We start from the raw sequence: 22,252 nt of genomic DNA on the forward strand, positions 1-22,252 counted from the left end.
CTGCAGCTGAATACAACATCTGGTATGACCCTGAAGCTGCCCACGCTGTATACCGAGCTCCATGGAACAGAATGGTGTTCAATTCCTTGGACGTTGATCAGTACTATAAGTACAGAAAGGAAACCCACGACCAGATAAAGCTTGCAAACACACCTATAACCAGAATGTTGGATGAAATGTATGGTGCAAGGTTTGAAGAAAATCCTGACAGAGAAGTCAGTATTTGGGATTTGCTAAGTGCTGCATACGTCATCGATCCAACGCTGTTCACAGAAATTCAGACACGCTGGGTAGACGTAGATACAAACTACGGCCTCAACTATGGTAGAACAGTAAGCTGGAAACGCGAAGGAACACAGGCACCTGGGACACAGAAGGCAGATATTCTATGGAAGATGGACGAAGAAAGATTCTGGGATCTTTTCGTTGAACTAGTAACGATGGTTCCGGAAGATCCAGTTAATCCAGAATGGTAATTTGAACAGTAATTATTGAGAGGTTTAAATCGTTAACCGATTGATTGATGTTCAGTGAGGCTTAAGATAATGTGTTTCTTCATTCTATTCATTTAAGCCTCACGTTCTTTAAGATCATTAGTTTCAGTTTCGTTTATTGATCCGTTCATGAAGCAAGTAAAGCCAGACAAAGCAGACGTTTTTACCTTGCAACCCTCCTTTTGGAAAACAGCCGGCAGTTTATTTTGATTGTCGGCTGTTTGCTGTATGTATTGAGTATTTAACGAAGATGATTTGATTGTGTCAATTCAAAATGAGGATAAACATAAAAAATGGAAATAAATCCGGGAGTCTAATATATTAGCTAAAGATTCAGCTCCACATAGATATCATTTAACTGCTCCTGTGTTATCCCAATATACCTTAGGGTAATAGCCGGTGAAGAATGGTTAAGCATCTTCTGAATGTACTCCAAGGCCACACCCTTCTTATACAGGTGATAACCGAAGGTCTTACGAAGTGTATGCGTACCTATCCCCTCATTCAATCCCACCATATTGGCGTACCTGTTGAGCATCTGCCAGGCGGCTATGCGAGTAATTGGTTGCAGAGAGCCGTCATCTGTCTTGCGGGATGAGAAAACTGGGTCATCAGGGTTCACATTTGCCAGGGCATCGTAGTAGAGTTTCAAAGCTTCCGCGACTGACCTGTTTATCATAAAGCTTTTTATCTTCTTAGTTTTTATCTCGACTACATTCAACTGATCTCCGGCCTTCAGAAGTCTACCTCCACCGTTTATTAAGCTGCTCCACTTGAGTGCAAGGATATCTGAAATACGAAGGCCTGTATTTATTCCCAAAACGAACAAAAGCAGGTCCCGGTAGTTGGATTCACCCTTCATAATGGACTTCATCGCATCGATTTTCTTCGTATCTCGTATCGGCTGGACTTCCTTCATAACATCACCTCGTAAAACGCTCTCTGACGCATTTTCTTTCCCCGGACCTTCATATATGTATTAGCAACACCAAAAACGCAGAATGGGCCGATTAAAAGGGAAATAGCCCGAGCTGGACCGGTTTGGAGTCTTGCCTATCCCTCAAATATCTCGGTCTAACCACCGAATAATTGTGTCTATGCCTTATCCTGAGCTGCTTTCGCAAGTATCTGGTAGCCATAGATTCGCTCGGAAATATTTTGGTCACGAATGTGGCGCGCTCGAAGATCCTGCCAAAAATGATAGTAACCGGGTACCCCGTAAAGGTATATTGATGTTCGTCACTTATGAAATAGAATCTCTTCATATTGTTCTCGGGCATCACTTTTTCCAGGTAAACCGATGGCATTTGAGGCCTCCGTGTCGTAATTCAATAATTTAACATAACTAGATATTATCACATATTAAGTACAATACAAAACTGAAGAGAGATAGCATCGGAGGAAGAGATCCGATTGAAGCCTTTACTGGTAGTGGCATTGGAGAGAATAGATGAATTTAACATAATAGCCTTTTGTTAAATTGGGGAAGATTGTTTTTCGGCTCTCTTCATGTGGATCGACAATGAAGATAGAACCTTTATACCACTATTGCTCTTACGCAACCAACTGAATGGTATTCGGTTAGAAGGTACGAAAAGAGTCTATGAATCATTTCCATACTTGGGGCCACTTCAATGGGCTACGGGGGTCATAATATTTTGCAACCCAGATAAGGAGAAGAAGAATTCCTATGAAAATCAGTATAAACCCAATTTTAGCAAGAACACTTTTGTTGAAATTCAAGCTGATCTCCTTGTCAAATTAGCCTCATTTCTGTGTTTTGGCCATTCAAATAGGATGTCTCGAAAAGGAGGGTCTCCAAAAGATTCAATGGTGGTAGCATTGAATTGACTAAGAACCAGAAAAGAGGCCCAAATAAATGTTACCATAAGGAATGGAGAAAAAGGAAATCATCAAGGCTAAGGACAGAAAGGGGCGCACACTTTCAGATGAAGATATTATTCACTATCAGAAAATTATAGTTGCCATAAAGGAAACTATCAAAATAATGAATGAGATAGATGTTGTTATCGAGCAGTATGGCGGGTGGCCTGACGCATTTAAGGTCAAGTAAGAACAGAAATTTATCGATTATACCTAATTAAAACTATTACTTAGGGTTTCAATAATCCATAAAGCGCTTATCAACAATCCTGCTTTATTCTTAATTATAAATAGATTAGCCAACTCAAGTCAATCCATTAAAACTAGTATATAAAGAGAAGGAGGTCGTTAAATGAAAAAGACGACAATAAGCTTGTTGGTGATTCTAATTGCTTTAATTGGTGTTGCGGCGCCGAGTATGCCGGAGGTTGTTGATCAGTATATGGACTATATTAAATCAACAGATGCTTTGGTTTTCAAAGACAGCGAATGTATGGGTCTTATTATACCTATTCCAGAAGTATTCATTGATTCAGGATATTTTAGCGGTGGTATCGCCATAGAAGGGCACAAGACAGATATGTTTGCAGGGGGAAATGCCGGCTTGATGCTAATGATAGCTAATGTTAGTTATGAGGCAATGATTGTATATCCAGGCCACTTTGAAGTAGACGGAGTAATGTGTGATTCCTTTTTTGACATCAAAGACTATGAGCATAAAATAGCGGCCATAATCGATCCGGGTGAAGTGATGTGGTTGATAGCGGTTGCAAACTATCCGGATAAATATCCGGTAATAAAATTCAGGGAAAGATCGTATAAAAGTATAAGCAGCAATTTTTATAGTATTATTATGGACTACTACCTTTCATATTGGAAGTAGTTATTAGAATACGCGCAAAAACTACCTTCTAGCCATTTTTAAAGCATATGATTACTATCACAATTCGGACCTTGAAGCGTTTTTACTGTTATCTAACGTAGTTTGTTTGGCTTCACAAAACGCTACCATATTCCAATTTGATTATCGCAAAACTATTTTCAAGGAGTTGTTGCTCATCAGCATTTGCTTCAGTTTGCTTAAGAAAAGACTCCTTTTAAGGACTCAATTCTTTATGACGCTATACAGCAAGTTTCTATTTGGCTAAAAGAATCTCTCGACGAATAAGATATTCCTTTCCATTTATGTATAAATCACTTTATATGCCATGAATAGCTGAATACAACTATTTTCAAGAGCCCCTGTATCCCACAGACGAAGACTTGTTATCTCTAATAAAGGAACTAAATCTAGCAATTTATTGGAGGTAACTGTAATTGAAAAGAATTCTCTCCAGACAGGAAATTGATGAAATTGTGCAAATGCACAAAGATGGTGTCAAGGCAAGTGAAATAGCAAAATCCCTCGGGATAAGCAAATCTACAGTATACTCGCACTTAACGCAAGAATTGGGCCTCCAGGGCCGTGAAAGAAAAGTCAAAAAAAGAAAATACACAACAGATGAGTCCTTTTTCGAAAAAATAGACACTCAAGAGAAAGCCTATACTATGGGCTGGTTCTACTCCGATGGTTCCAATTATCTACCACGCTATACGGCAAAGATCGATGTTGCTGCAGATAGTGTTGATGTACTTATAAAAATACGGGAAGTAATAGGTTCCAATGCCAGAATTGTTGCTATGAAAAACTCAGCGAATAGCTATGCGGGAGAAAATGCACAGACTTTATATAGACTTGCCATCTACAACAAAACTGTCAGCCTACAAATTGCTGCGCTTGGTATTTGCGGAAATATGACCTACTCGCGCACCTGGCCAGAGTGGCTCACGGAAGACCTTGAGCCTCATTTCATTAGAGGATTAATCGATGGGGATGGCTGTATTTCAATAAGCAAGAAAAAGGGCTTTACGATAAGTTATTACGGGACAAAAATGATGTGTGAGGGGCTCAGCGAAGTGCTCTCAAAAATTGGCGTTGAACATAGACATAAGACTGACAAAAAAGGCCACCATTTTATTCGGATTATGAAACAAGCTGAATGCGTCAAGTTTGCAGATTATATCTACAATGACGCTACCATTTATCTAAATCGGAAGCATGATAAATACTTAGAAATAAAAACTCTCATGGACAACAAGGAAAAGGAGAAACGCGCGCGAAAGTTGAAATCATTGGAATTGGTATAAAAATTATTATTATCTTAATTCAGTAAAATGTGTTGTGGTTAGCTTTTATAGAGATTATCGGACTTTATTAAAGTCGACATTTATAATCATTTTGACCGCTAATTGAATGGTATACTTAATTATAAAATAAAAGAAGGTGATCCGGTATTGGTGCCGAAAAAGCATTCTGATTTGAGAAGTATATTTGTCGAACTACAACAAATGGTAAACCTGAACGTCTACAGAGTAACGGTAACTGATGGAGATCGCGCACTCAACATATCCAGACCGCCTTTGACGCGTTCAGAAAAGTCCAGTTTGTGTTTCATTGAAGACGCAACTTTGGCTTTTTCAATTGGTAAGAGTTCCTGGAGCGATAAACTTCAGATTGAATATTGTGGCGCGCGTAAAAAGAAGTACCTTGAACATTTCGTACCTTATTCTGCAATGAAAAGGTTGGCCACGAACTATTATTATCATTCTTACAACGAAATAGAAAAAGCGATGCAGACTGCTTATTACTTACAGCCTAACTTTGCTATTAATTTCAAACCTGTCGAAAAAATTCTGCACAATGAAAAATTCAACCTTAAATCCAGTTTCGAGAATGCCAAGAGTTTTATTACTCATACTACCAAAAGATTCAAGGCTGAAGGGTATGATCTCAAATCAATTCTGGTTCCAAGTACAGCTAAGGGAAAAAGTTATAACGGGACCTTGCACTACCATTTGGTTGGTGCTTTATACCAGGATGACCGAAAAATAATTAACCAGAAAGAATTACTTGATGCCTTCAGACGCGTATTCAAATTGACAGCAAAAGACAATTACTACTATAGTTATCCCAATTTTGATAGCAAATATTATGATGCCAAAAGAAAGAGACCACGCGCGTTTTGTGCCATTGCGCTTTCAGTTGACTACAACAATCCAAGAGAAAAATGTGAGCTGTACAATATTGAAAACAACCTTTCCGCTTCTTTAGGTAGCAAGGTGTTCAAAACATCGTTTACTCCATCTGTCTATGGCAACAATGATAAGAAGACCTATAACTCGCTGTTTTCAGTAAATGGCTGCAATGAGTATAAACACAATATTAAGTATCTGTCATCCGACGATATGGATATGTTGTATTACGCCATTAATGCGTATTATAACAGGCAAGTCGCGCGTTCAGAGTATGAAACAGGTTACTTTGTAATCAACATAAAATTGCCTAATCTTTTATCCATGCCAGTTGTCAACAATATCATTTATAATCAGCATATAATGCCTGTTATCGCTGCATAGACGTATACATAATTAGTTGATACTCAGGTAAGTGTTCATTGATTAAAATGTACTAAATCTATCTGCTATAAATGTTTATTTGACCTTTAACTTTAGCGGCTTTCTTTGGGGCCGTTTTTTTATGCCTCCAATGCTTCCTAATAAGCTCCAAAATCTTGATTAGCTAAATGTAGGCGCTTCCGCGGCTATACCAGTATGTGCGTTTCTGGCCTTGTAGATAGGGTCGTGAGATTTTAGCCCCACCCCCTTCTAAGGCGTAAAAACTCACTAGGCCTCACTTTGGTGAGGTCAATCCATTTTTAGGAGGCGTTTGTTATGCTTAGTAGAAACGATCTACAGATTGTCGGTGAGTATTTGAAGGACCTTTCCACTGTAAGAAGTGAGATGCTATTGAAAGAGTTTGATCTAGAAACTGAAACAGGTTGCATTGTCAAATCTTTGATCGATTTGATGAACAGGTTTTATCCGGAGTACATGAGGAGTCAAATCCACCATAATCGTGTTGAACGGCCTGAATCGGTCTATTGGGCATGTCATGACATGATTAGTTTGGATCAAGAGATGATGAAAGTTGTATCTCTCAGTACGAAGCTGAATATTGTTGGAATTGACCTTGTAAGTTTAGGAATCCTGGACAGCTGTATATGTCATCCAAGGGAAGTATTCAGACCTGCAATACTGAGATCCGCCGCAGGTGTCATACTGGTGCATAACCATCCTTGCGGTGATCCTTCGCCTTCTGAAGAAGACAAGACTACAACCAATGCAATTAGAGAAGCTGGTAAGATTCTGGGTATCAGAATGGTGGATCACGTAATCCTTGCAAAAGGTTCTCTATACTCATTTGAAGATGATAGGATTATTGATATGTTAGCCCTTGAAGAAACTATTCTGGCAAAAGAAGCTGACAGCAATCTATAGATTAAAAGTCCATAGAACTATAGACTATACAACTATAGAATACACATCCATAGATATCCTTAAGTTAACTATCATTGAATTGTTTCCCTTTATCACAGAATGTGCTATTTGCTTCTTCCTCCTTAAATCGATCTACTCCGCTTTTCTACAGGCGTATTTCCTTTTCTTATTGATATGAAACCAAGTCCTTCGTTCATTGTTTGTGATGATTACCTCACATTTGATGATATTATAATTATTCAAACAACGAATATTTTGTTTGTTGATCTTCCGTGTGCTCTTTAAGCACTACGTTTGCGTATTATCATAAACAGTTATGTATATCTAATGGTTTGTGATATACTTCCACTGAAAGCATAGATTGCGGGATGGAGGGTCTTCAGTATGGGCATTGTATTAACTATTGCAAATAATAAAGGTGGAGTTGGAAAAACACTTGTGACTCTTGCTGTAGCTAGCACTATTACATGGTTACAGAAAAACGATGCAAGTAAACTTCCCCAAAGCATGCGCAAATTACCTATTCTTGTTGTCGATACTGATCCTCAGGCTAACACAACCGAAGCTCTTGGTATTGACCCTGTTGAAGTACCCGTAAATATTCTTGAATTGTATGAGAATCCCTCAGTCATTGAAACCACTAGCGGGTTATCTCTCCTGCAAGCTTCTCCTAAGCATAAGAATATTGTTGTAGTACCGTCTTCGATTAAACTAGAAAGCATAAGCAACACGCTTCCCTCTCAGATTGACGGAAGAACGAGACTGAAGGATGCGATTGATAGGGTAAGAGACAATTATGGCCTAATAATTATTGATACACCTCCATCACTCGGTATTTTTACTCAAAATGCTGTTGTCGCAGCCGACAATATCCTCATTCCTCTGACCCTAACGAAACATGCTCTTTTAGGCGTCAGCAACATGCTTACATTTCTAGTTACAGCAAAGAAGAGTCAAAACCCAGGATTGAATGTGCTTGGACTGTTAGTTAACGCGTATGATAAGCGCTATCGACTTCAAACCTCTTTACTAAAGGCAATTCAGAAGGAATACGACAGTTTCTCTTTTGATACTATAATTCCCACGTCATCACGAATGGTGGAGAACATAGCTGCTCGCAGGAATTTACTTCACAACATTGCTGTTGACCATCGAAATATACTCATTGATCTACTTGGTGAGCTATTTAATCGTATCGAAAACCCTGTTGTTTTCCATAAGGGATGAATGTAATGACAGACAAAAAAAAGAAAAAGAAGGATACAACTTTGGACGAGATTCTCCACTCGAGTGAGAATGTTAATCAGATCGGGGTTGAACAAGCACGTCTACTCTCAAAAGCTGAATCATATGAGAAGGATGTAGCATCCATTTGGGGAGTCCCCAAGTCTGAAACTCCTGATTCTAAACCCACTAATATAGATGATAAACGAGTTAAAACAAAAAAACCTGATGGCGATTCAAAGAATGTATTTGATAAACCCTCTATGGAAGATAGTTCTATGGAACATACTACTATGGAATCAACGTCTATAGATGTAGTGTCTAGTGTAGAATCAACGTCTATAGAAGATCAGTCTATGGAACATACGTCTATGGAACATAATGCAGCACAGGAACAACCGTCTATAGTAGAACGTTCCATACATGAACATACGTCTATAGAACAACATTCCCTAGATGATCCCTCTAATCTAACGCTCGACTGGCAAATTGCATTATACACATTGAGAAATTTTCCGACGTTTGTTAGAAGTCAAACTGGACTAAACGCAAATGAAAAATTAGTCTTAGAACACATCTTTGATCGCGCCCTTCTGGAGAGCTCTCATATAGTTACAATTACTAATAGCGATATCAAGTCCCATCTCAACATTTCATACAAGTGGGCTGGGAAAACTGTCCAGTCTTTGGTACAAAAGGGTTGGATTGATCACAAGCTGTCTCTAAGCAAGACGAATAAGAGTAAAGCTTCTATCGAAAAGGCATTAGATAATTTCATTATAGCCAAATCACTTAATATTCAAACTAAAGCACTTATCAATCATTTGTTTGCTATTCGTTCTATGGAAGAAAAGTCTATGGATCCCTATATGTATGTTATGTTAGTAAGTAAAAATATATATAAACTAACTGACAAACAGAATAATGGGTTATCTATGGAAGAAAGTTCCATAGATGGAACATCAGTAGGAAAACAGCTGTTGTATTTTTCATCGTACAGTTCTCTAAAGCAAATACTTGTGTTTGCTAAGTTGAAGGGATTTGATACTCAACAAATGTCAAAGAAGTTCATATTTTCTCTTGCAAAGATGTTTTCAGACACGACGTACGGCAACAAAATACCTGCAAGAGCTCAAAAAGTGGAAGAAACGGTTATTGAAGCAATAAATTATACTGCTGCAAAGGCTACAAAGAATAAATGGGTCTTCTTGGAAAAAGCATTAAACGAAGGTTGGGACTTGAATCTTACCATTAATGAGCATGACAAATGTTTGGAGGAGTTGGGGACTTGTTCGCGCCTATGTGAGGATCCTCAAAAAGTAGCTTTGTTTGGAGCTAAAGATATCCATGATTTGGTTAAGGCCTTTCCTGGTATTACTGAAGTAAAAGAGGTTAATGCCAATAACATTGAAAAGGTTAGGAAAGAAATTATAGAGTTCTTCGTTTTTACGCCAAAAGCAACCGAAGAATTCTTGGCAAAAAATGGTTTTAAATCGCGTAGACCTTCGGATGACCTAATAGGATGAATCAAGTTTTCTTATAACAACGCGTCTTGTCATTAATGAGTTGCTTCATATTAACCCGATCGCGCTTTGAGTTATCAATCCGAGAAAATTGCAATGTTTTTTCCAAAGCTTCTATTAGTGTTTTAGAACAACAATTATAGCTGTTTATAACTTCTAATTTTGACCTGCTGATATAAACCCCAAATGGGCTAGGTCTGACGGCGATCCCTGGAGTATTTAAAAAAAACTTAAAGAAGCGTTCTTTTGTGCTTTTTCCATCTTTTTAAATTTATTGTTCTTGCTATTGTTTATCTATAAATCAAGCTTCGGACTATGAGATTCTATTCCTGTCTTCTGTTCTTCTAAGATTAGTCATAATACGCGCGCGTAAATCGGTTTGTTTATTTGTCGCTTTATTGGCTAATTATCCTTTGTAGAAGCGTATTTCGAACTAATCATCAATTACCGCCTGGAAAAGTCGGCATACCAAAATTTGATATAGCAAAATCTGGTCTATCAGAAATTGCTATATCAAAAATTGGTATACCGAAAGAAGGTATTCCTCAAATAGGTATACCTGGAACAGGTACAGCGTTATTTTAAATGCAAATATAAATCCCCTCCGTATAACTATACACCTGGTTCCTACCGGGTAGTTCGTGGTGGTGGTTGGAGCAGCAATGTGATGGATTCGCGGGTAGTGGATCGCGGCGGCTTTGCCCCTGATGACGTGGGTAGTAACGTGGGTTTTCGTATTGCAAGGACGGTGCCCTGATTACACTATAGCCTTTTACATTCTTACCCTTTGGTAAGGCTTCTAGCGCCGGGCACTGAGTAGCCCGCGAGCGCGAGGAGACTCAGGAGAGACTGGAGGTTCTATGTCCTTCAGGATAATAACGGTTCCTTTGGACTACCCATCTCCGGTCCCGAAGACGCCTTTATGCGCGCGAGGCTGGAGGAATGAGAGCTAGAATCAGGAAAATATAGAACGAGATTTGTGTTCCTATTAGTGAAAACTACTTAAACTTTCTTCGTAGTTAACAAATAAGCAATCGAGTGAAGAAACCAGATTGCTTATATGTTTTTGGCAACTAGTAAATACAGTACTTGGCCAGATAAAAATTCAGAACCCGGGATTAACTGTTTAGCCTCTAATGTTAGAGTGCTCCAATCTGTAACTTCTTCCTGTGAAAACGATCAAATGACAATGATGAACTAGTCTGTCAATTATTGCGCTTGTCAGTTTGTCGTCGTAGAATATGCCGTTCCACTTGCTGAATTCAAGATTTGTGGTTATTATCACGCTCCTTTTCTCATAACAGTCTGCGATCAATTGGAAGAGCAGTTGCGAGCCTTCTCTGTCAAGAGGTATGTATCCCCACTCGTCACATATTAGAAGGTCGAGTTTGTTTAGTTGCTTGAGTAATCTGCCAAGTCTCCCTTCTTCTTTGGCCTGGATGAGTTCGTTAACGAGAGTAACTGTCCTGAAGAACCTGACCTTCTTCTCCTTCGAACAGGCCTGAACACCCACGGCAGTTGCCAGATGAGTTTTTCCAGTACCTACGGGTCCGTACAAGATGAGGTTCTCTTCTCTCTCAATGAACTCTCCATTCTTAAGGGCTTCGACCGTTATGCTCTCCGGTATCTGAACATTCTCGAAATCATATCCCTCGAAGCTCTTTACTATCTCGAACTTCGCCTGCTTCAGGTACCGGTTCTTTCTTGCAGTGTTTCTGTTCTCTACCTCCAGTTGAAGAAGCTTCACCAGAAACTCTTCGTGACTTTTCGCTTCAATTTCCAGATAGTTAGTGACTATGCTTTTCCCAAGTCTTAGCTTCTTGCAGTAGTCGGATATGAGTTCCTTCATTTTGCACTTCCAAGTAAGCCGTCATATACACTTAGGTCCGCTTCATAGTTCAGTTGAGGTATGTCTTCAGAGAGCGATACTTCTCCTATCTGAGGCTGAGTGAGACGGTGGTAAGTGACAAGTATTGAATCGATCTCTCCATCGCTTTCAATAAGTGCCCTCGTTGCAGTGGCCATATCGCTCTCGCTCAACATCTTGCTCAGTAACTTTAATCCGGCTTTCTTACCTTCTCTATCGCTTCTTTCAAAGAACTCTTTCCATTGAACTGGTAGCTGGTCGTAGAAGGCCACGTATTTCAACGCATTCGGCCTTTTTACTATCGTCGGCAGATAAAGATACCAATTGAATGCTTCCTGCTTCTCTCCGTACAACCTCGCATGAGTTACGACCCTTTCGTATCTCTCGTCCAGTATCGTTACTGTGAAAGCGTCTGCCCTTAACCATAACTCTCTCAAGGATAGTTCCGGTGCAGTAGAGTACCTGTTCTTCTCGAAGGTGACTATCCCGTATTTGTTTGCCTTTACGCTAAGCAGTTTCGAGACTTCGAACGGTGTGACAGGTAGTTCGTTCATCCTATCCCGCTCTTCTTCAAAGAGTTTCGAGATGAGAACATCTTTCTTGTAGTGGTTCCTCCTCATGTCTTCGTCCGAGACTTTCAAGAGTTCTCTGTTGAAATCTTCAATCGAGTCGAAACTTGGAATGGGAACGAAGAAGTTCCTCCTGTTGTAGCCGACTTTGTTTTCAATGTTGCCTTTCTCATGACCGCTATTGGGATTACAAAAGCTTGCCTTGAATCCATAATGAAGGGCAAACCTCTGAAATCTATCCGTCAGCACTCTCTCCCCGTTCTTAAGTATGCTTATTACGGCACTGGAGAGGTTGTCGAACCAGATTACTTTCGGTACCCTGTCCATATACTCGAAAACAACTTTCAGCCCTGTAAGAAGTGATTCGGTGTTTGTACTCTTAAAAAGCTGAACATATGAGGAATTACTGAACGGGAAAGACAGGTTGAATGTGTAGAACTTCTTCTCTTTGCCTTTTTCAATGACCAGTACTTCTCCGAAATCTGCCTGGGCTTCTCCTCCGGGATGTTTGAGAGGAAGGTATCCCATCTGACCGTAAAGCTCCTTCTTTTTCTGAGAAACGTATCTTCTCACGGTCCTTTCCTTTACCTGAAGTTTGTCAGGATATTCTTCCAGGAGTCTTTGGTATATTCTTACTGCTGTGTGTCTTTGCTTTCTGGGATGCTTCATGTCTTGGATCAGAATCCCATCTATGATCTCTTTAACTGACTCTATCTTCGAAGGTTTATTCCTTGTCTGCCTTTCGTTCCAGTCTTGCTTTTCAACATACTTCTTAACAGTTCTAAAGTCAAAACCAGTTTCCTTTGAGATTGAATTCAGGGATTTGTTCTCTACTTCGTACAGATATTTGATATGATGTGCTTGAGTCATTGTTAGCATCCACTCCTTATCTCCCCTCTAATTGTTTGGTCACAACTAAAGGGTATTCTTTCCCCGGATCGCTGGCAATGACTCTTATGTATTTTTATTTGTCCGTTCTATGTATTTCTATTTTGCCAGAAACACTTATAGCAAATTTCATAACACACATTACACCCAAGGTATTACATAGTTTCATTATTTTGTCAAATTTTATATATGGGTTTGATGTATTTGAGTCATCAGAATAATACAAGAGTTTTTTCAGCTCTGTTTCCTAGAGCCCAATAAGTGAATAAAGTATCAAACAATAACACGAGGATATTCTTTGGGAGGATTTACGAACTGTTGATCAATAGGTACTTATGGAGTACGATCTATTTACGTAGCAATCAGATATTTATTTGAAAGGAGAGACTATGAATTTCGTACTCTGGAAAGGATATTCTGTTTCTTTGGGACCTAGTAGAAACGACTTCATCAAATTGCTTGAGCAACTATATACGCAAGATTATGAAGCCACCCATAGAATTATTAAATTCTTCTTTGAAAGATTGCTGGGAGGAAGAGGAATTACAGCAGAATGGGTAAGTAGATACATCGTCAATCATAATCGGATTTACATTTTTGAATATAGAGATCGTTCAGCTGTTCTTGAGACAACCCCAATTTTCGTTATGGGAGCCTACCGTACTAGCAAGACGATTTTCTTATTGGATTTCTTGGAGAATACAAATAGAAATGCAATTCAGAAACTTTTAGAAGAATCGGAGAGGCGTCTAGAAAGAAGTATAAAAGTTTCCATAAACTCATCGTCTAAAAAAGAAGCCTCTGAAATATTCAAGTATAAAGAACTATTTGAATTGTTGAAAAATTGTGAGGGCTTCCAAAAAGCTGAAAATCAGCTAGGTTCCTTATACGACTTCGTTAATGAGATCATTGATTTGCGCATTAAGCGCAAATACTCTCAAACGAAACTAAGTGAAGTTTCAGGAATTCCCTCAAGCACAATTGCCCTATTGGAAATTGGAAAGCATAACCCTTCGTTCAAATCTATGAACGCAATCTCTGAAGCATTAGGTGGCAAGCTGCATATATCAACTAGAGGTAGAAGAACAAGCGGGAACCTTTTTGGATGACAGCAGCATCGTAAAACACTCCTGTTTTAACTGTAATTAACTGTTATACTTACATGAGAATGATTAAAATTGGTGAATTATAAATATAATTGATTTTGTTTATTAGTTCAACAGAGGTGTACCAAAATGGGAATAAAGGAAGTAGCTAAACGAGCGGGCGTTTCAATATCGACAGTCTCTAGAGTAATAAACAAAAGTGCGAAAGTATCGGAAATAAAGCGTAAGAAGGTCCTTGAAGCGGTTAAAATCCTTGGATACAAACCGAATGATCTTGCTCGAGGCCTAAGAAATATGACTACTTCAACTGTTGGAGTAATAATACCAGATATAACAAATCCATTCTTTCCAAGTGTAATAAGAGGTGCAGGCGACATTCTTCACAAAGCGGGAATAACACCCATGATTTACAACTCAGACGGAAATATAAGCTTGGAAATTGAAGAAGTAAACAACTTACTTAGTAAGAGAGTTGATGGATTACTTTTCATGCACGCCGGTGAAAGTCAAAAGGTCATAAAGATTATTGAGTCAACAAATATACCAGTTGTCTTTTTAGACAGAACTGAAGATGGGCGTTTCTCGTCTGTGATAAGTGATAATATAACCGGAATGAAGAGTATTGCAGAACTTGCTTATTCCCTGGGGCATAGAGATTATTGGTATATTGGTGGAGAATCAGGGATTTCTAGTGCGAGGGAAAGATTAGAAGCAATCAAAGAGTTTGAAGAAACTCATCCAGACATTTCTGTAGTTTACGAGAGTTCAACTTTTTCGTACGAAGGTGGAGTAAGTTCATTTGAAAGTCTTTCAGAGAAATTCCCATTACCCAGCATAATTATTTGTGGAAACGATCTGCTAGCTTTTGGTGTCATTGATTCATGCATCAAAAAAGGTTTGAAAGTTCCGCAAGATATATCTGTTACGGGATTCGATGACAATTTTCTGGCAGCACATTATGACCCCCCTCTTACTACCGTTCAACAATCTTCCTATGAACTTGGAGCTACCGGAGCTAAGCTTCTTCTTGAGTTTATTTTCGGCAAGAGGAAGAGACCAGTTACAAAAGTGCTTCCTGTCAGTTTGATTGTGAGAAAGTCCACAAATGCTCCTAATAAGAAGCTTAAAGCTTGAGTGTGGTCGCTTCAACGAAAAAGTATTAAACTACTGTTCAGTAAACAATCTATCGAACCTACAAAAAATCTGTGATTCTTCATCTTAATTGATATCTTACATTCAATCTACTCACATGGATTAATCCATCCAAATAGCTCATTTTAAGTCTTTCGTATCTTCCGGAAAAGTTAATATTCGAGAGCTTATAAGAGGTTTGTATACCGAAAACATGAACAATATCGATATAATCACGGCTAATCGTGGTTATTTGCAATCAGGGGGCTATGGAGACGCAAATTTGGAGTTCTTTATCTAAAGCCAATTATGCTAGTATAAATGTGCACAATCTTTAAGGTTACAAATTCTATTTTTTGGGGGATGCTTCTGAAAACCTTTTCATAGTTCTGGTCGATTCTTAGACAAATCAAGCGAAGAAGAATGCAGGTAGATTTGATTTGCAGAGCTTATGAAAACCTTTTCTTGAATGATTGTATCTAATGCCGTTAATTTCAGGAAGTGAGCAGATGATAGTAGTTGTTGGAAGTACAAATTTCGATATAGTTTTGAAGGTGCACCATTTGACCAGAGAGGGCGAAACCTCTAGTGCGAGTCTTTTGCAACAGTATCTAGGAGGAAAAGGCGCGAATCAGGCTATAGGTGTAGCAAAATTGAATTCTAAGTGTTGTTTTTTGACTTCTCTCGGGAATGATTGGGCAGGAGGTTTTCTTTCTAATAAGCTTTCGGAATTCGACATATCGCTTTTTGCAAATCGTCCCGACGATTTTTCTGGACAGGCATTTATTGAAGTTGATGATTTAGGCGTCAATAGAATCATTATATATCCCGGAGCTAACGGATCTCTTAATAAGGACTTTATAGATCAAAATTCCCATATATTGTCGAAAGCCGATCTTATTCTTCTTCAGGGGGAAATTCCATGGAGCACAAATCTGTATATTTTGGAAAAGTACGGAAATAAGTGCCCTATAATTTTCGATCCTGCGCCTGCAGTTCCTATTATGCTTGAAGGCATTGAAAAAGCGACCTACTTAACGCCTAATGAAAGTGAGTTCTCTATTCTTTCAGGAAGACAATACAAATCATTAGAGGAGATGATAGAGGCCGCTCGCCTTTTCCAGAGGAGTATAGGAAGTAATCTCATTCTGAAACTCGGAGAAAACGGATGCGCATACTTCTCTGATACAGAGAGTTTTTTTGTTTTCCCAATTGAGGGGCTTGAGGTTGTAGATACAACTGGTGCTGGGGATAGTTTCAATTCAGCGCTGGCTGTTGCACTTGAAAGTGGAGAAAATATAAGAGATGCCGTTAAATTTGCTGTTTTAGCTTCAGGAATAAGTACAATGAGTGAAGGTACATCTTCAGCAATGCCAACAGGATTAGAAGTTCGGAAGTTGAAGAGCAAGCTGAGTGAAAATCAACCAGAACTAGTAGATTTGGATGATACAGAAAGTTATCTACAGTACGTCCAATATCTCCATAAAAAATAGATAGAAAGAAATTGGGTTCTTTCCGAATCGAAAAAGAAGGTTAAGTGAGGGAACAAAATGGATCAGAAACCTTTTTTGGTAATGAAAAATATTAGTAAGTCATTTCCTGGTGTACAAGCACTTAAGGGTGTTGATTTTGATCTGCGGAAATCCGAAGTACATTGTATTTTGGGGGAGAACGGAGCAGGTAAATCGACGCTTATAAAAATTTTGAGTGGGGCTTTAAGAGAAGATTCAGGAACCATCACAATTGATGGAGAACCAGTGGTGTTAGATTCTCCCGGGAAGGCACATGAGCTCGGCTTCGCAACAATATATCAAGAATTCAATCTCTGTCCAAATTTATCAGTTGCGGCGAATATATTCCTGGGTTCAGAAAAGTCATTTAAGAAGCGGGGAATGATTGACAAAGCAAAAATGAGGGAGCAATCGAAAGAATATTTGAGCAAATTGGGAGTTAATATTTCACCCGCCGCGAAAATCAGTTCATTAACAGTTGCCCAGCAGCAAGTCGTGGAAATCAGTAAGGCTCTATCCAGTGGTGCAAAAATAATCATTATGGACGAACCCACAGCAGCCTTATCGGGTGATGAGGTTGATAAACTGTTTGATGTAATTAGATACCTTAAGGAAAACGGGGTGAGTATTGTTTATATATCTCACCGTCTTGATGAAATATTTGAAATTGGAGATCGGATAACGATATTGCGTGATGGCACTAAAGTACGGACTTTAGAAAGTACAAATGAGGTTTCCAGGAATGAGCTTGTTGCTCTTATGGTTGGGCGAAAGCTTGAGGATTGGATACCGAAGGTTAAAACCGAAAAGGGAAAGGAAATTCTAAAGGTCTCCAGTCTGAGCAGAAAAGGAGTATTTGAAAACATCAGCTTTTCCTTATACCAAGGTGAGGTGCTTGGCTTTTCTGGATTAGTCGGTTCAGGACGAACGGAAGTTATGAGAGCTATTTTCGGCGCGGATCCATATGATGAAGGCATGATTTGGTTTGATGGTGAGAAAATTAAGAAGAATGCCCCGTCAAAATTGATTGCATCAGGGATGTACCTTCTTCCAGAAAACCGTAAGGATCAAGGATTAATCTTGCAAATGTCTGTTTGCCAAAATATAACTCTTCCAAAACTAGAACGGATTTCGAGTGTCTTAAAAATATCTGGGAAAAAAGAAAGAGAGGCAGTTAACCGTTATAAGGAAGAATTAAGCATAAAAACACCCAGCATTCGTAGATTGGTTAAATTTTTAAGTGGGGGCAATCAGCAGAAATGTGTTTTGGCGAAAAGCCTGTTCTCTGAATCAAAATTGCTGATTTTTGACGAGCCAACAAGAGGAATTGATGTTGGAGCTAAGTCAGAAATATACGATCTAATAAATAGACTTGTTGCTGACGGTATAGGAGTTATTGTTGTTTCTTCTGAACTCCCGGAAATCTTGGGATTGTGCGACAGAATAATAATCATGCGCGAAGGAATTATTGCAGGAGAGGTTGAAAGAGAGCAAGCAACCCAGGAATTCGTTATGCAGCTAGCTCTCGGAGAAGGGGGATTAAACTAGATGTCTAATGTTGATGTAAGTTCCGATAGTAAGCAGATTGGCAAGAGTTCATTTAGAGATTTACTGGTATCGCAGTATTTTGTCATCATAGTTATTCTTTTAGCTATGGGAATAGTTATGTCCTTTCTTTCTCCGGTTTTCTTGACATCTAGGAACCTCTTGAATGTACTTCTCCAAACCTCGATAAATATTACAGTTGCTGTTGGTGTTACCATGGTAATTCTAACAGGAGGAATTGACCTGGGTGTTGGCTCTGTTGTTGCTTTAACAGGAGTGACCCTCGGGACCATGCTTAAAGCGAATGTGCCGATTCCGCTTGCCTTCTTGATGGCCGTGCTTGTTGGAGCGCTTACCGGTATAATCAACGGGTTATTGGTATCTAAAGGAAGGGTGCCGGCCTTTGTGGCGACACTTGGAATGATGAGTGCAGCAAGAGGCTTGTCTTTGATAATAACAGGCGGGCAGAGTATCTATGTTTTTCCCAAGAGTTTTCTTAACTTCTTTGGGATAGGGTATCTCTGGTTCATACCGATGCCCGTTGTTATTGCATCGGTTGTGGTTATTGTGGCGCAGTATTCTCTAAGTCAAACCCGCTTTGGAAGATATGTATATGCAATCGGTGGAAATTCCGAAGCTGCTAGACTTGCCGGTGTAAAAGTTACCCTTATGATTGTAATAACTTACATGATTGCGGGTATAACTTACGCAGTTGGCGGTACTATCCTTACCGCTAGACTCAATTCGGCACAGCCTATAGCGGGAGTCGGATATGAACTTGATGCGATTGCTGCGGCTGTAATTGGTGGAACAAGCCTTTCTGGAGGAGTTGGAACGATATGGGGAACAGTTTTGGGCGCTCTTATAATGGGAGTTTTGAGAAACGGACTAAATCTTCTTAATATTTCGTCGTACATTCAACAGGTATTGATCGGAACAGTCATTGTAGGGGCAGTTCTCATTGATAGAATGCGGAATAAGGCGTAGATTTGGGTTTGCGTTCAGGGATTCATTTGTTCTATTGATATTGATATAAATGGCTCTATGTTCTTAAGTAAGCAAGCAAGAGGAAAAGGACCAATCCCAAACTCAGTTTTTGTAGGCTGAGTAGGAACAAAAAAGGAGGTATTTCAATGAGAAGAACCAAAGTGTTAGTGGCTATTTTGTTGATTTTGATGCTTTCCGTAGTCTCTGTCGCAGCTCCAAGAATAGCCCTAATAATGAAAACACTAACAAATCCATTCTTCCTTACGATGAAGGATGGGGCAGTTCAGGCTGCCAAGGATTTTGGTGTTGATCTGACAGTTGTTTCTGCTGAACTCGAAACGTCAATTATGCAGCAGATCTCACTGATCCAGGACATGACAACTCAGCAAGTCGATGCAATCGTAATTGCTCCAATCGACTCCAAAGCGGTTGTTCCAGCACTCGCAGAAGCTCAGAAGGCTGGTATTCATATTATCAACATTGACAACGCGATTGATCCAGTCGCTGCAGAAGCTGGTGGACTTGATGTCGAGATCTTCATCAGTGCGGATAACACCATTGGTGGTCAGCTTGCAACAGCTTACCTTGCCGCTCTACTTGGTGGAAGCGGAAAGGTTGCAATGTTGGAAGGAATTCCGGGTGTTGAGAATGCTGAAGGTAGAAAGAGAGGCTTCTTGAACGTTGTAGAACTCTTCCCCGGTCTCGAAATAGTTGCTATGCAAACAGCAAACTGGGAAACTGAACAGGCATTGAACGTTTTCAGTAACATTCTTCAGGCCCATCCAGATATAGACGGTCTGTTCTGTGCAAACGATATGATGGCTCTCGGTGCAATTCAGGCAATCGAAGCAGCTGGGAAAACAGGAGAAATTTACGTTACTTCTTATGATAACCTCGACGCCGCACAGGCAGCTATTCTCGAAGGTACAATGCATGCAACAGTCGAGCAGAATCCTTACCTGATGGGTTACTACGGTATTGAATATGCTCTTAAAGCAATAGCAGGAGAGGAACTCCCTGATCAGTTCATGGTTCCGCTTTCTTGTGTTGACAAAGCGTTGTTGACCGGTGAAAGGTGGTAATCCCCTTTTAGGGATTTAAGTGTTTTAGCAAAAACGGGGGGACTTGTAGCGAAGTCCCCCGATATGGAATCTCAGTTCTAAAACGAAGTTGTTTCATTACACCACAGTTCTTTTGAAACAAGTACTGAACCCCAATGTTTTTAATAAGGAGGTAGTGAGTAGTGAATAGGAAAATTATAACAGGAATCCTGTTGGTAGTGTTTTTAGTGAGTGCGGTAGCCACTTTAGGAACACAGAAGGTCATCCTTGATACTGACTTTGGATCATTTGGTGATGACGCTCAAGCATTGTTCATTCTTCTTGCACATCCTGAGGTCGAACTACTAGGCATTACAATCGCCCCAGGAAATGTGTGGCTTGAGAATGGAATCGCCAATGCTTTAAGAGATCTTGAATTGATTGGCAGAACCGATATTCCTGTAATTCCAGGTGCTGCTGAACCTTTGATGGGAAGCAGACAGTCTTGGCTTGATGCAGAGCAGAAGATCTGGGGTAATGTGGAGTACATGGGTGCCTATTCCAGACAGAGACCGGAAAGTTGGGAAGATTTAGAGGTTTGGGGTAAAGTTCCTAGCACAAAACCGCTCGAGGGTATTACTGCAGTTGACTTCATGGCAGAACAGATCAGGAAGTACCCCGGTGAAGTCACCATAATTGAGCTTGGGGCCTGTACAAATCTTGCGCTGCTTGTCAGAGAACATCCCGACGTAGTCCCTCTAGTAAAACAGGTCTTCTATATGGGTGGAGCGATAGACATCCGCGGTAACACAAACACTGCAGCAGAATTTAACTTCTGGTTTGACCCGGAAGCTGCCCATATAGCAATAAGCACCCCATGGAAGAGACAGGTCATGTTCCCACTGGACGTTTGCGAAATTACTTTCTACACCAAGAATGAATTTGACAGAATTATAGCCCCCGGCGCAGAAGGTCCAGTAATTGATATGTTCAAGCAGAGCCATACAAGCAGATTCGAAAGTGACCCAAACAGAACTTCTTTCGTTTGGGATGTCATGGTTGGTGCTTACTTTGTTGATCCTAGCATAGTAAAAACCAAGGAATTGCGATACGTTTACGTCGATTACTACTACGGTCCGAACTATGGCAGAAGTCTCGGCTTCCACGAATCTAGAAACAGAGATTTTGACAATCCAGAGAACTTCCCTGCGAATTCTCAGTTGATAGAGGTTGTGTACGAGCTCCACGAAGATCTGTTCTGGAACGTATTTATTGATGCAATGCGCTCCTATAAGTATTGATTGGTTTATTACTGGGGGGGACAGTCCCCCCCAGTTGTTTTTTTTATTCCAAAATAGTGGGGTTTTAGTATTGATAAGAGAAACAGAGAATTTTGTGAGTTCTTTTTAACAAAATTCTAGAAAGGGGTAGATTGCCTTTATGACACTTCTACTCTAAACAAGGAGGAAAGAAGTATGGGCATCAGAAAAGGGTTACTAGTAGTTCTTCTGTTAGCGGTTCTTGCTGTTTTTGCGTTTAGTGCAGAAAAGCAGAAAGTAATTCTAGATACGGATATGGTCTTTGGTTTTGATGATGGTATCTGTATGGTAATGCTGGCAAATGCTCCAAATATTGATTTGCTTGGTGTAGTTACCAACTATGCTCACAACTACGTGGCGATAGAGGCTGCTGCGGGAATAAGACAGCTTGAGCTTATAGGTAAAGCGGACGAAATTCCTGTCTTCATGGGCTGCCCCTATCCGATAAATGCATATCGCGTAACTAATAAAGATTACGCGGCATGGGAAAGTACTTTCCTTGGGCGTAACGCTACCAAGTCAAATCCCGATCCGGAATCTTATGAAGCTTACCTCGCAGATCCAGGAGTTCCTCGCTGCGGGAATCCTGTAACCCCAGTTCAGGAAGAGCATGGCGTGACATGGATGATAGAGACTATAAGAGAAAATCCCAATGAAGTAATAATTGTGGCGATCGGATCGATGACAAACATAGCGGCTGCGATATTGTTGGATCCGGGAATAGTACCGCTTGTTAAGGAAATACATTTCATGTCTTCTGCGTGGGACATCCCTGGTAACACGACAC

At 39.9% G+C, this 22,252-nt stretch carries 21 protein-coding genes; 17 read left to right on the forward strand and 4 right to left on the reverse strand.

Translation table 11 applies throughout. The features are described from left to right. Positions 1-476 (forward strand): nucleoside hydrolase (locus V513_RS02930; RefSeq protein WP_180274819.1); only part of this gene is annotated, 476 nt, incomplete at its 5' end. A gap of 343 nt (positions 477-819) precedes the next feature. On the opposite strand, the gene V513_RS02935 is transcribed toward V513_RS02930, so the two are convergent. Next, positions 820-1,413 (reverse strand): site-specific integrase, encoded by a 594-nt coding sequence (locus V513_RS02935; RefSeq protein ID WP_099771643.1) that lies wholly within the window; start codon positions 1,411-1,413, stop codon positions 820-822. Positions 1,414-1,504: 91 nt separating this feature from the next. Next, on the reverse strand, positions 1,505-1,801 hold the full coding sequence (locus tag V513_RS02940) for a WGR domain-containing protein (RefSeq protein ID WP_099771644.1): 297 nt from the start codon (positions 1,799-1,801) through the stop codon (positions 1,505-1,507). A gap of 587 nt (positions 1,802-2,388) precedes the next feature. Between V513_RS02940 and V513_RS02950 the strand changes: the two genes are divergently transcribed. The 8 genes from V513_RS02950 to V513_RS14320 all read left to right on the forward strand — a co-directional run bounded on the left by V513_RS02950 (position 2,389) and on the right by V513_RS14320 (position 10,259). Continuing rightward, positions 2,389-2,568 carry a hypothetical protein gene (locus tag V513_RS02950; protein WP_099771646.1) on the forward strand — a complete coding sequence of 60 codons (180 nt, stop codon included), beginning with the start codon at positions 2,389-2,391 and terminating at the stop codon, positions 2,566-2,568. A gap of 162 nt (positions 2,569-2,730) precedes the next feature. Next, positions 2,731-3,261, forward strand: a complete 531-nt coding sequence (locus V513_RS02955; protein ID WP_099771647.1) for a hypothetical protein — start codon at positions 2,731-2,733, stop codon at positions 3,259-3,261. Between the two features lie 434 nt (positions 3,262-3,695). Continuing rightward, positions 3,696-4,565, forward strand: coding sequence for an LAGLIDADG family homing endonuclease (locus tag V513_RS02960; RefSeq protein WP_099771648.1), 870 nt, complete (start codon positions 3,696-3,698; stop codon positions 4,563-4,565). 147 nt (positions 4,566-4,712) lie between these two features. Continuing rightward, on the forward strand, positions 4,713-5,834 hold the full coding sequence (locus tag V513_RS02965; protein ID WP_099771649.1) for a hypothetical protein: 1,122 nt from the start codon (positions 4,713-4,715) through the stop codon (positions 5,832-5,834). A 315-nt stretch (positions 5,835-6,149) separates the two neighbouring features. Further along, complete coding sequence (locus tag V513_RS02970; protein ID WP_099771650.1) at positions 6,150-6,755, forward strand: JAB domain-containing protein; 606 nt, start codon at positions 6,150-6,152, stop codon at positions 6,753-6,755. A gap of 384 nt (positions 6,756-7,139) precedes the next feature. Beyond that, entirely contained in the window at positions 7,140-7,982 is an 843-nt protein-coding gene (locus tag V513_RS02975; RefSeq protein ID WP_099771651.1) for a ParA family protein, read from the forward strand. A gap of 5 nt (positions 7,983-7,987) precedes the next feature. Continuing rightward, a complete protein-coding gene (locus V513_RS02980) occupies positions 7,988-9,505 on the forward strand; it encodes a hypothetical protein (RefSeq protein ID WP_099771652.1) in 1,518 nt (505 codons plus the stop codon). Between the two features lie 556 nt (positions 9,506-10,061). Then, a complete protein-coding gene (locus V513_RS14320) occupies positions 10,062-10,259 on the forward strand; it encodes an SUMF1/EgtB/PvdO family nonheme iron enzyme (RefSeq protein WP_143752416.1) in 198 nt (65 codons plus the stop codon). 369 nt (positions 10,260-10,628) lie between these two features. Here the strand turns inward: V513_RS14320 and istB are convergent, their stop codons facing one another. Both istB and istA read right to left on the reverse strand, forming a co-directional pair. Beyond that, the gene (istB, locus tag V513_RS02985; protein WP_099771653.1) at positions 10,629-11,351 is read right to left on the reverse strand and encodes an IS21-like element helper ATPase IstB; all 723 of its coding nucleotides are present in this window, start codon (positions 11,349-11,351) and stop codon (positions 10,629-10,631) included. After that, positions 11,348-12,808: an IS21 family transposase gene (istA, locus tag V513_RS02990; RefSeq protein ID WP_099771661.1), complete on the reverse strand. Its 1,461-nt coding sequence runs from the start codon at positions 12,806-12,808 to the stop codon at positions 11,348-11,350. Before istA ends, istB begins: the two co-directional genes overlap by 4 nt. Positions 12,809-13,215: 407 nt before the next feature. On the opposite strand from istA, the gene V513_RS02995 reads away from it, so the two are divergent. The 8 genes from V513_RS02995 to V513_RS03030 all read left to right on the forward strand — a co-directional run. After that, complete coding sequence (locus V513_RS02995) at positions 13,216-13,935, forward strand: helix-turn-helix transcriptional regulator (protein ID WP_099771654.1); 720 nt, start codon at positions 13,216-13,218, stop codon at positions 13,933-13,935. Between the two features lie 126 nt (positions 13,936-14,061). Beyond that, entirely contained in the window at positions 14,062-15,066 is a 1,005-nt protein-coding gene (locus V513_RS03000; RefSeq protein WP_099771655.1) for a LacI family DNA-binding transcriptional regulator, read from the forward strand. 506 nt (positions 15,067-15,572) lie between these two features. Then, the gene (locus tag V513_RS03005; RefSeq protein ID WP_180274820.1) at positions 15,573-16,556 is read left to right on the forward strand and encodes a ribokinase; all 984 of its coding nucleotides are present in this window, start codon (positions 15,573-15,575) and stop codon (positions 16,554-16,556) included. A gap of 57 nt (positions 16,557-16,613) precedes the next feature. Further along, positions 16,614-18,122: a sugar ABC transporter ATP-binding protein gene (locus tag V513_RS03010; protein ID WP_099771657.1), complete on the forward strand. Its 1,509-nt coding sequence runs from the start codon at positions 16,614-16,616 to the stop codon at positions 18,120-18,122. 105 nt (positions 18,123-18,227) lie between these two features. After that, entirely contained in the window at positions 18,228-19,106 is an 879-nt protein-coding gene (locus V513_RS03015; protein WP_373561603.1) for an ABC transporter permease, read from the forward strand. A 146-nt stretch (positions 19,107-19,252) separates the two neighbouring features. Continuing rightward, positions 19,253-20,188, forward strand: coding sequence for a substrate-binding domain-containing protein (locus V513_RS03020; protein ID WP_099771659.1), 936 nt, complete (start codon positions 19,253-19,255; stop codon positions 20,186-20,188). 161 nt (positions 20,189-20,349) lie between these two features. Then, positions 20,350-21,447, forward strand: coding sequence for a nucleoside hydrolase (locus tag V513_RS03025; protein ID WP_099771660.1), 1,098 nt, complete (start codon positions 20,350-20,352; stop codon positions 21,445-21,447). 174 nt (positions 21,448-21,621) lie between these two features. Beyond that, positions 21,622-22,252, forward strand: a 631-nt coding sequence (locus tag V513_RS03030) for a nucleoside hydrolase (RefSeq protein WP_143752415.1), incomplete at its 3' end; no start/stop codon positions are given.

The sequence above is a fragment of the Mesotoga sp. H07.pep.5.3 genome, assembly GCF_002752615.1.
Lineage (GTDB): Bacteria > Thermotogota > Thermotogae > Petrotogales > Kosmotogaceae > Mesotoga > Mesotoga prima.

What these genes read in the sequence shown, in the direction of transcription:
- V513_RS02935 (WP_099771643.1), bottom strand. Translation starts at nt 1,413, where the DNA reads ATGAAGGAAGTCCAGCCGATACGAGATACGAAGAAAATCGATGCGATG.
- V513_RS02940 (WP_099771644.1), bottom strand. Translation starts at nt 1,801, where the DNA reads ATGCCATCGGTTTACCTGGAAAAAGTGATGCCCGAGAACAATATGAAG.
- V513_RS02950 (WP_099771646.1), top strand. Translation starts at nt 2,389, where the DNA reads ATGGAGAAAAAGGAAATCATCAAGGCTAAGGACAGAAAGGGGCGCACA.
- V513_RS02955 (WP_099771647.1), top strand. Translation starts at nt 2,731, where the DNA reads ATGAAAAAGACGACAATAAGCTTGTTGGTGATTCTAATTGCTTTAATT.
- V513_RS02970 (WP_099771650.1), top strand. Translation starts at nt 6,150, where the DNA reads ATGCTTAGTAGAAACGATCTACAGATTGTCGGTGAGTATTTGAAGGAC.
- V513_RS02975 (WP_099771651.1), top strand. Translation starts at nt 7,140, where the DNA reads ATGGGCATTGTATTAACTATTGCAAATAATAAAGGTGGAGTTGGAAAA.
- V513_RS02980 (WP_099771652.1), top strand. Translation starts at nt 7,988, where the DNA reads ATGACAGACAAAAAAAAGAAAAAGAAGGATACAACTTTGGACGAGATT.
- istB (WP_099771653.1), bottom strand. Translation starts at nt 11,351, where the DNA reads ATGAAGGAACTCATATCCGACTACTGCAAGAAGCTAAGACTTGGGAAA.
- istA (WP_099771661.1), bottom strand. Translation starts at nt 12,808, where the DNA reads ATGACTCAAGCACATCATATCAAATATCTGTACGAAGTAGAGAACAAA.
- V513_RS02995 (WP_099771654.1), top strand. Translation starts at nt 13,216, where the DNA reads ATGAATTTCGTACTCTGGAAAGGATATTCTGTTTCTTTGGGACCTAGT.
- V513_RS03000 (WP_099771655.1), top strand. Translation starts at nt 14,062, where the DNA reads ATGGGAATAAAGGAAGTAGCTAAACGAGCGGGCGTTTCAATATCGACA.
- V513_RS03005 (WP_180274820.1), top strand. Translation starts at nt 15,573, where the DNA reads ATGATAGTAGTTGTTGGAAGTACAAATTTCGATATAGTTTTGAAGGTG.
- V513_RS03010 (WP_099771657.1), top strand. Translation starts at nt 16,614, where the DNA reads ATGGATCAGAAACCTTTTTTGGTAATGAAAAATATTAGTAAGTCATTT.
- V513_RS03015 (WP_373561603.1), top strand. Translation starts at nt 18,228, where the DNA reads ATGGGAATAGTTATGTCCTTTCTTTCTCCGGTTTTCTTGACATCTAGG.
- V513_RS03020 (WP_099771659.1), top strand. Translation starts at nt 19,253, where the DNA reads ATGAGAAGAACCAAAGTGTTAGTGGCTATTTTGTTGATTTTGATGCTT.